The following is a 13,986-nucleotide window of genomic DNA, read 5'->3' as shown; positions in this document are numbered from 1 at the left end:
CTTTATTTTAGACTTAATAATAATAACAAGTCCAAAATTTCACTTTAATCTTAAAACATGAGAAAAATCGTCTTTTTTATCTCATATGTGATTTTAACAATAATTTTCAAGAAAACTTGAATTTTTATAAACTATTCTGATTTCGGATCTTGATTTAGTGTGTTTTTGTCTATTTGGTAAGTTTATATGGTTATTTAGGGGTTTTTATACAATAATGGATCATAAAGCATTATGAGACCCTGAACAGTTTGTTTATAGTGTTGTGCAAATAGTTTTACACTAATAGTTTATATTGTTAGTATCATGGCTGTGAAAAAAATCTATGATATTATATTGCATTGGACGGCAGATAGTGGGGCACTGTCAAAAACTTGATGGTTTTTGATTTTCCATTTTCGATAAATAAATTTTTTTTTATTCTGTTAAAATTTCTTATTTTCTGAAATAAAAACCTAAAAACTTTTATATTAAGTGGAGCAAAGTAATTTTCATGACTAAAGAAAAAATACTTGCTCCAGTTGGTAACTTGTCTGATCAGGGTTATAAACTTTCCTATTTTTGTGAAGATTTATCGAAATATGAGGAAAATCATTTAAAATCGGTTGAAAAAGATAATAACGTATTTAAATCGTTGAATACTTGGTATAAAAAGGATATTTTTCATATTGAGGTGCTGGTTCCTTTTTGTCCGGGGTGTTTCAGTAAATCTGTGATTAAAAATGGAGTTAAAGAAAGAAAACTTTATTTTTATGATGAAGGAATTGTTAACGCTGAAATTCAAATGTACAAGTGTAAAAAATGTGGTAAAAAGTTTAAAACAGATATATCAGACATTGTCGATGATAATAGTAACTTTTCAAATGAATTCAAAGAAAAATGCGTTGAATTAGCTGGTTTATTCTTTGGATCAATCCGTAAAATTGCTTATAAAATTAAAAAAGACACAGGAATCAGTATTTCAAGACAAACAATTGAAAACTGGATACTTGGATATGAAATCCCTAAAAAAGAAGTAAAAAATCGTTATAGTGGTTATTACATTTTTGACGTGGAATGGATTAAGCTTAACGGTTTTTGGAATTACCGTTTCGCTTTATTCGACAGCAAACAGAATATTATCGTTGCTGATGAAATATACTCCAAAGAGAATTCCACGAACATAAAAAAGTTTTTAGAGGAATCCACCAGAAATCAAAAGAAAATAGCCATAACAAGCGATTTAGATGAAAAATATAAACCCATAATTGAAGGATTAGAGTTTAAGTATCAATGGTGTTTATTTCATGTGTTTAAAAACATAAATAAGAAAATAAAAGAATACATACGAGATAATGAACTGTCTGATGAGGAATTAGAGAATATAAGGCAAGAAAAACTAGAAATATTCAGTTTATTTAATATTCAATCATTTAAAGAAGCTAGAACCCGAATGGATGAAATATTAAATCAAATAAAAGATTATTCAAAGGTTATTCAATCAATTATCATGGATTCGTTAATGCCTTACTTCAAAACATACTTTTCGTACCTTTTAGATGAAAATATTGAACGAACTTCAAATAAATTGGAAAATCAATTCCAAAAAACCTTTCCTAAAAGTATTAAAAGAATAATGAAGATTAAAAAAGGCGCAATGTCGCGAATAAATATCAGAATAGAAATCCTACACCAGAAAAAGGTTTTTGACTCTTAACCCCCAAGTTTTTGACAGAGCCATAGTGGATCAAAATTTACATACAATAAGTATGAAAACATATGCACATACTCTGAAAGGTTCAAAAAGGCACATATTAATAACTTAATGATTTATATGGGAATATATTAAATGTTTAACGCCAAAAAACTACAGTGTTTCCCGTGTGGTAAATAATTATCATCCAAATAAGATTACCTACAGCCGTGAATGTGAAGATTCCCTGGACATGATAAATATCTATAAAAAAATTAAGGAAACTTATTTTAATAGCTGATTTTATACAAGAACAATCCTGGTACTGGAAATACTGGATTTTTTATCCTATAGATGATCCAACCAGGCGAGTTTAACTGGAAAAAGATGCCACTCCCCTTTTTTTATCAAAAAGATCAGGAACAAAGTTCGATCTGAAGTTTTTTAAAAACATAACCATACCATTCTAACCGGATCTTTCAAAAACCGTGAGTCATCCATTTAAATTACTAAGACAATTAAACTGTGTGCAAATTCTGTGTGCTGTGCATCAACCGGAAACAGGGGTGCATCAATATCTTACTTTGCAAATGCCGGTATCACCTTTAAAGTTTTATTACCAAAGGTGATGACTATAAAGAATAGGTTGATGAACTGAATAAGATAATACTCTCAAAACACAATAACTACATTAGACAATTTGTGGAGATAACAAATGTCAGATTACAAAGTGGATATTACTAGCCAAAAAATGAAAGATAAAGTGTTGGAAGAACTGGGTGGTAGGGTTCAATTTGAAAGAAAGGCAAATATCCACGGAGCCTGTGTTAAACTCCTTACCGATAATGAGGAGTTTAAAGAGGAATGGGAAGATAACTTCAAGTTCATGAATGAGGATATCCGGCCCCATGCTAAGATCTTCTCAGTTGAAGATGGGGGAGACCTTCATGTATTCTATGAACCTGTTTCCAAGACCTGTATCATTAAAAATTGCGACTATTATGGCTGGATTAAAAGCATTGCCCTGGCAGCCATATCCGACTTTTTCGAGGAATACCATTCTGAACACCCCCGTTACTCCGTGCATGGATCCGTGGTAGACCGCGGTGGTCATGGCATGGCCATAATAGGCCCTCCAGGAACTGGAAAAACAACTTTAACTTATGGATTACTGCAGAAGAAGGATTATAATTACATTTCTGATGACTGGTTCTTCACCAGATTGTTAAGCAATGCTTCAGTGGTTTATTCATCAGAAAAGAATTCATATATCCGTGATGATCTAGCAGATGTTTGGAAAGAATTTTCTAAAGCAGTAAAACAGGTTCATCTGGATGAGAGGGGCAGGGGAATATCAGATGTCAACACTCTGTTTAAAAGAAGGGTACGTGAAAGCAGCACCCTGAAAACAGTTGTTCTTTTAGAAAGAGACATCTCCCATCGTCCTTTTAGGAAATTGAAGGCTGATGAAGCATTAGAGTTTATGCTGGAGAAGGATTTCTGTAATCCCCATCAGTTAGTGAGGGATGAGCGTAAACTTCAAATTCGCCAGGAGTTCTTCTGGGAATTGTTCCAGTCCGTTGATGTTTATTTGCTTAATACTGTGGAAACTCCACAGGAGAGTTTGGATAGAATAAAAAATCTTATTATTGGTTAGAAACATAACTAGTAATTGATCTTGGATGAATACTTTCCATTAGAGTAGTTTTCTTATTAATAATACTATTTAATTGGAATAGAATTCATTTATTAAAATAATAGTGTTATACAATCAAAGGTGGTAGTATGAGAGCATTTATAGCAGTTGATGTGGATAGTCAGTTATCTTACAAAATACAGAAGGTACAAAAAGATCTCATGAAAACTGATGCTCCTTTAAAGCTGGTGGAGCCTGAAAATCTGCATTTTACATTCAAATTTTTCGGTGACATCAATGAGTCACAAACTGAAAATATAACCCGTATTATGGAGGATAAACTAGAAAATTACCAATCTTTCCCCTTACATATAAAAGGAATTGGAGTATTTCCCCACATGGAATATATGAGGGTTATCTGGCTGGGAGTTGAAGATCCTGGTAAATTTTCAACCCTTCAACAGGATCTGGATGAGGAATTTGTGAAAATGGGTTTTAAGAAGGAACGCAGTTACATTCCCCATTTAACCATATCCCGGGTAAAAGGTGCTCGTAACAAGGAATTTTTGGCAGATATGATCAAAGACTTAGAGGAAATTGAAATTGGCCAGATGACTGTGGAAAAACTGGTGTTGAAAAAAAGTGAACTCACTCCAGTGGGACCCATCTACACTGATGTTAAGGATTTTTTCATCTGATCCCTATTTACAAACTTTTTAACTATATAAAATAAAAAGAAATTTAGAGGTATTATAATTGATTGATTTTAACTCTATCCTGAAGGATATAGAACCCTCCCAAGAAGAGGAAGAAAAAGTTCATGATTTAGCAAAAAAATTAATGGGAATAATTAACTTTACTGCTCAAAACAAGGACATCTCAGCAGAAGCTGTGTTGCTTGGTTCTGTAGCTAAAAATACCTGGATTTCCAGTAGTAGTAATGGTGATAAAGACTTGGATATTGACATTTTTATCAAGTTTCCCTTAACCACTTCCCTGGATGATTTGAAATCCAGGGGTCTGGAACTGGCAGAAAAATGCATAAAACAGGTGGATGGGAGATATGAAGAGCGATATGCATCCCACCCTTACCTAACTGGAACCATTCAGGGTTATCAGGTTGACCTGGTTCCCTGCTATGACATCAAACATTCCCATGAACTTAAATCAGCAGTGGACCGAACCCTTCTCCACACCCAGTACGTGGTGCAAAACCTGAAAACTGATCAGGAGAAAGAAGTTCGCCTACTGAAACGTTTCATGCAGATGGTGGGAACTTATGGGTCTGAATTTAAGGTAGGGGGTTTTTCTGGTTATTTATGTGAATTGCTGGTTATTCATTACGGTTCCTTCTTGGATGTTCTCCAGGGAGCCTGGGATGACTGGAAACCAGACTACCAGATAGATCTTATGGATTATGGAACTGGAAAACTATTCAACGATCCACTGGTTGTAGTGGACCCTACTGATGAAAATAGAAATGTATCCGCTGCACTCACCCTTCAAAAAATGTCTGAATTTGTTATAGCTGCAGGTAATTTCCTTGAGAATCCTATAAAATCCTATTTCTATCCTAAAGTAATAGAATACAATAAAAAAGATATTCTGGAAGAATTTAGCCTAAGAGAAACCACCACCATTATCCTAAGTTTCCCTGCTCCGGATATTCCATCAGATGCTCTGCACCCTCAGATCAGGAAGACTGAGAAATCATTGGTGAAAATCATTGAAACTGATGATTTCAGTGTTTTAGGGAGTGATTCCTGGAGCAATGCCGATGCTATGGATGAAGAAGCAGGCAGTGATAAACCTACTAACCAAAAGGGAAATGAAAATAATACTAAAACGGTTGCCATTCTCATGGAAATGAACACTTGGAGTCTTCCAGCCTTCAAAAAACGCAACGGACCTGCAATATGGGATAAAGACAACACATCAAAGTTCCTGAAAAAACATCCAGATAGTTGGATTGAAGGTGACCAGTGGAAAACCCTATCCAAACGCAGATACCAAAATGTTAACTCTTTAATTCATGGTATTTTAAAGCCTGATGGTATCAGCCGCCTCAAAGTGGGTAAACATCTGAAAAAAGAGATCATGAAAAACTATCAATTAATGGATGTTATGGAAGTTTTAAATAATGGTAAAGTAGATACTGGTTTAGTGGAATTTTTCCACCATTATTTAAATAAAGGTGAATTTTTGATACGCTAAATGATATGTTACTTCCCTAAATGGACATATTCCCAATACCAATTTTGAAATTTTCTTTATTTTTATATTAAAACTTTTATTTATTTTTCTGTTGTATTAAAATAACAAGAAATGGACTCTGCAGAATTAAACTACATAATTAAAAAAAAAAATAGTAAAAAAATGGGGAAAAGGGATTACAACAGATCCCTTCTATTGTTTTTTCCAGTTGCTAATAAATCCACCGAGCACCATCAGGATGGCAAGTACCATGCCATGTAGTGGTATTCCTGTGTTTTGCATTCCAAAAGTAGTTTCTGTAGTTGCTGCGGTTTCCCGTGGGACAGCGTTCAGGACGAGTGATGTAACTCCTATGCTGTTGATGTTGTAGGTGTCTGAGAATATGGATGCTGTGAAGAGGAAGTTTCCTCCTTTTAATGCGTATCCATACAGGTACAAGTATGGATCACCCACTGCAACAGTGGTGAAGGTCCAGGTTATGGTTCCATTGTCATTCACTGTCCAGTTACCATCACCATAAATATTGAGAACATGGAATCCTTCAGGTATAGGTATGATGATAGTGACGTTATCTGCATCATCTGGTCCCTGGTTACCCAGTTTGTAGGTTACTGTGAATTTTTCACCCACGGTGGGGTTGTTTCTGTCACTGGTTATCTGGATGTAAAGATTTGCTGTAGGCACATACAACTCTCCAGTTGCATTACATCCCTGATACAAACCTGTTTCACCAAATACTGCCATCAAATTATGACTTCCAGGTGTTTCAGTGATGACATAGTTGAACCGTGCTGTGCCTGTGCTATCAGTGGCGTTTTCACCAACCTTCACACCATCAATCCAGAACTCAACAGTTTCGCCCTCCAGGGCATTGGCCTGATAATCAGTTAAAACCGCTTTAAAGGTGACAGTGTCACCTTTGTCTCCACGAACATCACCCATATTGATGTTTGTTGGTGTAATATTCGCTGTTAAATATGTGGTGTCGTTATCATACCCTTTATATGGGTATGTGCTCTGATTTACTGTTTCTGCATAGTTAGATACTGTTCCTGTCTGGTTGACCACCAATTCAATGGCCAGCCATCTTTCACTACCGATCATGGTTGAAAGGGCACCTACATTCCAGTTTGTTCCATTGAATGGATAGTCCTGATCATTTAAAACCCATGCAGATTCAGTATTGGGATAGGATCCTACAGTTCTGTAAACATAGTAGTTACCAGTCCAGGTGAAACCATCCAACCGATCCAACACATCAACTGAAGATGTACTGTCCGGTCCCTGATTGTGCACTTTCACGATAGCATAGATCTTGTCATTGTAGTAGGCAGTGGTTATAACGTTTCCCCATGGAAGATCTTGGAATTGCTTGGAAATAGTTAGGTAAGTTGCTGCAGGAACAGTGATAGTTGCATTATCTTTGCTCCAGGTTGATATGTCATGTGTGGTCTGTGTTGTTACATTGGCCCAGTTGGTGAAGGTTCCTGTGCTGGTGGCATTCACTACCAGGGTTAAAATAGCAGTAGTGCCATTGGTGAGAGTTCCTATATTCCATAGGCCGGCAGAATAGGTTCCAAAGCCATGTGTGTTGGAAGATATTATAGTCAGACCAGATGGTATGAGATCAGTGATCTGTAAACCTTCAACATCGTTGGGTCCTTCATTATAGGCATTTACAGTAAAGGTTACCAAACTCCAGTAATCAGGTGCGTAGTTATCCGCGTTTTTGGTGATGTTTACATGTCCAATGGGGTCTATGTTTATGGTTGAGGTAGCGTTTTCATAATCAATGGTTGCATTAACGTGTTGTATGCCGATATGGGTTGCAGTGAAAATGATACTAGCTGCACCGTTTAAAAAGGTTGTTTGTGAAGTAAGAGTTCCCAGTGGTCCGTCAATCAAATTAAAAATTACTGGTATTCCATCAGGCACATGACCGTTAGCTGGATTATGGTAATAACGTTCTGAATGGTCACGGTCAGTTAAAATTCCACTATCATATAATAGGTTGGCGGTGACTGTTGAAGTTTGTCCATTGTAGATTGAATCTGGATCTGCACAGGTTCTAAGCACCAACCATGGATCAGATACCACTGAACCACCACTAACGGCTACAAAAAGGTTCGAGATGGTTGATGGGTCAGTATTTGAACCCCACCAGTTCAGTGTGGCATTAACAGATCCGTGATCAGTATATATGCCATCACCCTGTGATGCTGTGTTTCCCACAATCCGGTTGAACTGGATGATGTTACTGGTGTAATCACCGTTGTAGATGTAAAAAGCCCCACCGTAGTTTGTTGCACTGTTTCCTGTGAACATGTTGCCAGTGATTATCATAGTATAACCAGGGTCGGTTTGGCTGCTGATTGCTCCACCAGTTCCTGCGGTGTTATGGGTGAATGTACAGTTGGTTACATTCATATTTGCCATGTTACAGATAGCTCCACCCACAAAATACTCACTCCAATCAGAAACTAAGTTTTCTGTGAATATGCTGTTGTAAACACTCAGATCTCCATAATTGTAGATAGCACCTCCATAATAATCTGCTTCGTTGTCAGAGAATCTACAATTTAGGACATTGAGAGTGCCTAAATTTAGAATAGCTCCACCAACACCATCAAAACCAGTACTGTTGACCATGGTTATGTTTTGAAGAGTAACAGTAGCCCCTGAATCTATGAGAAATATTCTACCATCACTATCAGCATCGATGATCACACTGGTTCCAGTACCGGTTATCCAGTTATCCTGGAATATTGTCATGTTTTTAGTTAGGATTAGTCCTCTGTCAAGTGGGTCTTTGTATACTCCGTTGGCGATGTGTATTCGGCCACCAGCTATTACAGCATTGATGGCTTTCTCTAATGTGAGGAAAGGATTACTAGAACTTCCATCATTGGAATCACTTCCTCCATCAGCAGCAGTGGCAACATAAACATCTTCTATTTGTGGTATTATGTTTATGGACGTTTTCACAGTTTCATCATCAACCGTAGCATTAACTTCGGAAACTCCAGAATTTAAGGCAGTAAATACGACTGTAACATTTTGACCACTGGGAACGGTTGTGTTGTGAGGTTTACTTGGTGTTAGGTCTCCTAAACTATCTGCATCAAAGGTCACTGGAGTATCTGGAACACATCCCAGTTCAGGTGCGTGGTAGTATGCTGGATTATTAGGGTCTGTTAAGCTTCGGCTGTCGTAGAGTAGGTTTGCGGTTATAGTTGATCTTTGAGTGTTGTAGATGGTAGCAGGATCTGCATTGATGGTAAGCACGATCCATGGATCATAGAGAATATTTGATCCATAAAATTGTGATGATGGATCTTCATTAGAACCCCACCAGTTGAGAGTGGCATCCACATAACCACCATCATTATAAATGGCATTACCATATAAGGATGCTTGGTTATTGTAAAATCTGTTGAAATGAGCTGTACAATTTAAAAACCCGTCAGCATAATTATTGTAAATTACACCACCAAGAGCTGCTTCGTTTTTTTTAAAAACGGATTTGATTACGGTAAAAGTGATACAATTTCCAGTAAAATCACCATTGTAGACAACACCACCCCTGGCTGCTTGGTTTTGGTTAAAAATGGATTCAATCACGGTACAAGTCAAAGAACCCTTCTTGCACCCGTTGTAGATAACACCACCATACCAATTTGCGTAGTTTTGGTCGAAAGTGGATTCATTCACTGTACAAATCACAAAAGCCCCATCAGTACAATAATTTTGGACAACACCACCATACTCTGCGTGGTTTTGGTTGAAAGTACAGTTAGTCACTGCACAAATCACATATCCCTTATTATTACACTCATTACTTATAGTGCCAATATTCCATCCGTAATTTCGGTTGAAAGTGGATTCAGTCACAGTACAAATCACAGAACCATTACTAACACAATAGTTTCCGACAGCACCACCACTGGATGCTTGGTTTTTGTTAAAAGTGGATTCAGTCACAGTACAAATCACAGAACTATCAATACAATCGTTTTCGACAGCACCACCACTATGACCTGCGCGGTTTTGGTTGAAAGTGGATTCAGTCACAGTACAAATCATAGAACCACTACCAATACAATAGTTTTCGACAGCACCACCACTATGAGCTGCGCGGTTTTGGTTGAAAGTGGATTCAGTCACAGTACAAATAATAGAATCACTACCAATACAATCGTTTTCGACAGCACCACCACTATAATCTGCGCGGTTTTGGTAGAAAGTACAGTTGGTCACTGTTAGATTACCTTCATTGTAGATGGCACCACCACTATAACCTGCGCGGTTTTGGTAGAAAGTACAGTTGGTCACTGTTAGATTACCTCGATTGTAGATGGCACCACCATAAGTGGTGGTGTATCCGTTGGATAGTGTTAAGTTTTCTAGTGTGACTGTTATTCCTTTGTTGATAATGAATATCCAGTAGGTGTCTGTTCCGTTGATTATGGTTCCTGTCTGGTTTTGGCCGATGATGGTCATGTTTTTGTTTATGGTGATTTTGGTGTTGTTTAGTCCGCTGTATTGCCCATCCGCGATATTTATTACTCCATTTGGATCTAACTTGTCTACTCCTTTTTGGATGGTGAGATAGGGGTTATCTGCACTTCCTGTCCCTGAAGTGTCGTTTCCAGTAGTGTTTACATAGATTTCGTTAGCAGAAACAGTATTTACACCAAATATTATTATTAAGCTTAGGAGTATTAATGGAATAAATGTTTTCGTTGTAATTGCTTGTTTTCTCGTTTTTTCACCTCCTTTATGCCCAATAATCAAAAAAATATAAAAATTAGTTAGTGAAAATACTAAATAAATTAACACTTTTACAATGAAAAAGAAAAATTTATATTTAATAAAATTATAACAATAAATTTAAATTCTGTAAATTATTTTAATATTTTAATCTATTAGTACATCAAATTATAAAAATATTAGTAAATATAAAGCTTTTATTAGTAATTTAGAGGTCCTTAATAGTTTTTATATAACTTATAAATCGATAGTTTTTGAAAGTTTATATGTAAAATTAATAAGTGTTTCCATTAAACTAAATAGTTTAATCCTTTCGTTCATAAACAAACTTAGGAACAGCGTCTTTAAAAGGATCAAAGGTTTCCAGGTTCTTTATCTCTGTACACTTCATACTGACCCCGGAGTGGAGAGATGATGGCAGTCTAAGGATCCTTTTAAGATCTATGGAAACCTTGGCATCGACTAAGGTGAGGTTCAATGATGCAATACCTTTTATCAGTTTTGAATAACGTATGGGTCCTATTTTACTGCGGAAGATGCCCCACTCCCCAGCATCTACAAAATCTTTGTGCTTTATGGCATCACGAATCAGTTTATCATTAACTCCATCCATTTCCATGAAAGGATCCAGTGCTAATATGGCCTGTTTTACCCGGTTAGTGAATACCAGCGGATAACCGAAGGGAATTGTAAAGTGTTCAAGGTTGTATTTCATCCCGGCGAGGGAGTATTCACTACGTGGAACATCTGAACCCACTAAATATTTAACGATCTGGCTACGTACATCACTGTCAACCCCTGTTACCAGATCATCCAGGACTCTTATGTGATATCCGCGTCCAGAATACACCACATGAATATCTGAAAGACCCAGGTCACCTTTAAGTGTATCCACCAATCCATGGACAATATCTTTGGCCTGGTTTAAACAGATCTCACATACATTGTCACAGCCACATGATCTGATGGGTATGTCCTTGGCATCAACATCAAAAACCAGTTCTGCCTTTATCCATCCATCCCGTCTTCTTGGTTTATGGTAGAAGGCCACTGAAGAATAGGCTGCAAAGGGTGCACGGTAGCGCATGAACTTCCTCAAAAAATCGGTATTCTGAAATACCCGGTAACGGTCGTTGGGCCCCCTGCCCATATGATCAAAACCAAATTCCCTTTGAATGAGGGATTTAAGGATAAAATCAGGAAGATTCTTAACATTCCACTCTTCCCGGTAGTACTGGCGTCGTTCATTGGGGTTTGCAGGTTTCAACTCCATGGCCTAGTCCTCCCCCTGAGTTTCATCACCAAACTGATTCCCATTGACAGATTTACTGTCTTGCTCTGCTTTACCTTCAGTAAGGTTTTCATTACCATTATCAGTGTTCCCCTGCCCATCCTCAGAACTTTCTTTTTCCTGACGCCTCACTTCCCATATCATCCGGTTATAATAGCTTAAGGGGTTACCGATCTTCTTACAAACATCATCTGGGTGGCAGAGATGGGGGAGGTGCAGTTTGATCTTCTCACAACTCATGGGGGTGTACCAGGTGGTTTCACCCTCATGTTCCATTTTAAGAGAGGAGTGCATTCCAAAACCCAACTTGGCATTGATGTTTACCTTTTCCTGGGGTTGATCATCAAATAATGGGGGTACACAATTCTGGGCAGCCTCATAAATCAAGGGTAGAATCTCATTTTCCACTATTTCCAGGTTGGGATCCTGATCAGACACCCTTTTGGTGATGTTCATCCTGAATACATCAGGATACAGTCGGGCATATGAAATAAAGGGTGTCATGAACAGTACGATGGCATCGTTCCTTCCCCCAGATTTTATGCCTTCCATGGCTTTTTTGACGCAGGGTGGGAAAGCCAGTGCATTTAATGGTCCGATCTTCATAGGACCGCCACCAGCCCCACTACCCGAACCATAACCATAACGTTGCATTGGTTCAGATAGAACCTCAGCCACCTGATCTGCCAGTTGCAGTAGGATGGGGTTGGGTTCCACCATTATTCTGGCTTTTTCATGGACCTGTTTAATGTAATCCTCAGTTTCCTGCATGATGAGTTTGACCATGATGAGTTCCTTGAGTTTGTCACCGATTAAAAGCTGGTACATGCTTTCTGGGTTTCGGTGCTTAATTTTTGGTCCGAATCTTTGGATGAAATCTTCCTGATCCAGTATTAACTCTCCCTGGTCAAGGATAAGGTCTGTGAGCCGGATTTTTCGTGAACTTAGAAGTTCCTCAAAGAAAGTCCAGTGCACAGTGTCATCTGCCAGGAGCAGTTGCAGGGATTGTTCCACCATCATCTTACCTTCATCAACGTGAAGCTTTCCCAGTCTTTCCCGAACCAGATCCCCCTGGGCCTCCACCATGACCCTGGTTTCGCGGGAGTTAGGTCCGAATTTTACTCCTATAGCCTGGCAGAGAAGATAAAAAGAGATTACATCGTACTTGGTAATGGCTGAATCAGATAAAAAAGCGTATCTGCGGCCGTTGAATTCCCTATCATTCTTTTTCTTAATATACCATTCCATCCTTTTTAAGGCCAGTTCCAAATAGTTTGAGGGTATTTCATCATCATCTGCTATTTCCTGGGATGGATTATGGGTTACAATACTTCTCAGTTCGGGTATATCCTGAGATATGCCTTCAAAACTTCCCAGTTCCCTTACTATGTCTTTTCCTTCTGGAGATAGGGGGTTTAAAAAAGAGATGGAAACCATGTTATCATTTTGTTCTTGATTCATAAAAGAATTTTTATTAAATGAATTTTTGTTCAATTATTTTTAATTATACTCAGTATTTTATTTAAAAAAATTAGATTACATGAGATCCAATTATCCTATTCTTCCTTAAGATCTTCCCGAAACTTCATTATAATTTCTCTATAATTACTTTTAAACATGGTTGTTATAAAAAAGGCTAATATAATTGCTAATACAATAACAGCAGCAGTGTCTGGATTTCTATCAAAAATTAACACTGCAAATATAGATAAGAACGTAACAACATAGCAAACCCATCCCTGCCATCGTAGAGGTTTTGGAATTCCCCAGATTTTATATCTAAACCAATATTCTTCAGGTTTTTCTGTAGTAAATGCCTCATCAAATTCATCCCTTAAGGCATCATCTTTCAATGTTCTTCTTCGAATAAACCGGGCAATAACAAGCATAATTAATATAAAGACCCCCATTATGAGTGATAATAGAAAATTATTATAAATAATACCCATTAAGACAAAAAAACTTATCATACCTAAAATGGATCCAGTCCAACACAAAATTTTTTCCCTTTTGTTAAGTTGATTTTGAGGTTTTAAAGAAAAGTAAAATGCTAAAAAATAACCTAAGCTCATTATTAAAAGGAATAAATAGAATGCTGTATTTTCTATTGGTACCATAAAATATTCTAATGTTAACATCAATGCTAAGGTCGCAACCATAATTATACTAAATGTTACATTCTGCTTTTTACCCTTAAAAATACTGAATATGAGGATATTTATCCCAAAAACCATTGCTATTGGACCAAAAGCGTTATTGCCCAACGTCCATAATAATCCGAATAACCCCATTAAAATACCAGGGGACTTCAAACTTTTATAATAGTTCATAAAAAAAATCCCATTTTTTAAATTTAGATTAATACTAGATAAAATAAAAATAGTATAAATGTTTTTGTTATTTTGA

General features: G+C 37.1%; 8 protein-coding genes. 4 read left to right on the top strand and 4 right to left on the bottom strand.

Annotated elements, in window-relative coordinates; all coding sequences use genetic code 11:
- Positions 1 to 490: 490 nt before the first annotated feature.
- The 4 genes from J2743_RS07750 to cca all read left to right on the top strand — a co-directional run bounded on the left by J2743_RS07750 (position 491) and on the right by cca (position 5,519).
- On the top strand, positions 491 to 1,693 hold the full coding sequence (locus tag J2743_RS07750; RefSeq protein WP_209626013.1) for a hypothetical protein: 1,203 nt from the start codon (positions 491 to 493) through the stop codon (positions 1,691 to 1,693).
- A 691-nt stretch (positions 1,694 to 2,384) separates the two neighbouring features.
- Positions 2,385 to 3,326: a phosphoenolpyruvate carboxykinase (ATP) gene (locus tag J2743_RS07745; RefSeq protein ID WP_209626012.1), complete on the top strand. Its 942-nt coding sequence runs from the start codon at positions 2,385 to 2,387 to the stop codon at positions 3,324 to 3,326.
- 128 nt (positions 3,327 to 3,454) lie between these two features.
- Positions 3,455 to 4,003: an RNA 2',3'-cyclic phosphodiesterase gene (gene thpR / locus J2743_RS07740; protein ID WP_209626011.1), complete on the top strand. Its 549-nt coding sequence runs from the start codon at positions 3,455 to 3,457 to the stop codon at positions 4,001 to 4,003.
- Positions 4,004 to 4,061: 58 nt separating this feature from the next.
- Entirely contained in the window at positions 4,062 to 5,519 is a 1,458-nt protein-coding gene (cca, locus tag J2743_RS07735; protein WP_209626010.1) for a CCA tRNA nucleotidyltransferase, read from the top strand.
- Positions 5,520 to 5,711: 192 nt separating this feature from the next.
- Here the strand turns inward: cca and J2743_RS07730 are convergent, their stop codons facing one another.
- From J2743_RS07730 to J2743_RS07715, 4 genes are all read right to left on the bottom strand, one after another.
- On the bottom strand, positions 5,712 to 10,313 hold the full coding sequence (locus J2743_RS07730; protein ID WP_209626009.1) for a DUF1565 domain-containing protein: 4,602 nt from the start codon (positions 10,311 to 10,313) through the stop codon (positions 5,712 to 5,714).
- A gap of 280 nt (positions 10,314 to 10,593) precedes the next feature.
- Positions 10,594 to 11,562 carry a DNA primase catalytic subunit PriS gene (priS, locus tag J2743_RS07725; protein ID WP_209626008.1) on the bottom strand — a complete coding sequence of 323 codons (969 nt, stop codon included), beginning with the start codon at positions 11,560 to 11,562 and terminating at the stop codon, positions 10,594 to 10,596.
- 3 nt (positions 11,563 to 11,565) lie between these two features.
- Entirely contained in the window at positions 11,566 to 13,017 is a 1,452-nt protein-coding gene (locus tag J2743_RS07720; RefSeq protein WP_209626007.1) for a DNA primase, read from the bottom strand.
- Positions 13,018 to 13,136: 119 nt separating this feature from the next.
- The gene (locus J2743_RS07715; RefSeq protein ID WP_209626006.1) at positions 13,137 to 13,910 is read right to left on the bottom strand and encodes a hypothetical protein; all 774 of its coding nucleotides are present in this window, start codon (positions 13,908 to 13,910) and stop codon (positions 13,137 to 13,139) included.
- Positions 13,911 to 13,986: the final 76 nt, after the last annotated feature.

The organism is Methanobacterium petrolearium, assembly GCF_017873625.1.
Classification (GTDB): domain Archaea; phylum Methanobacteriota; class Methanobacteria; order Methanobacteriales; family Methanobacteriaceae; genus Methanobacterium; species Methanobacterium petrolearium.
The sequence above is the reverse complement of the archived record's forward strand: the minus strand, read 5'-3'. Positions and strand labels throughout refer to the sequence as shown.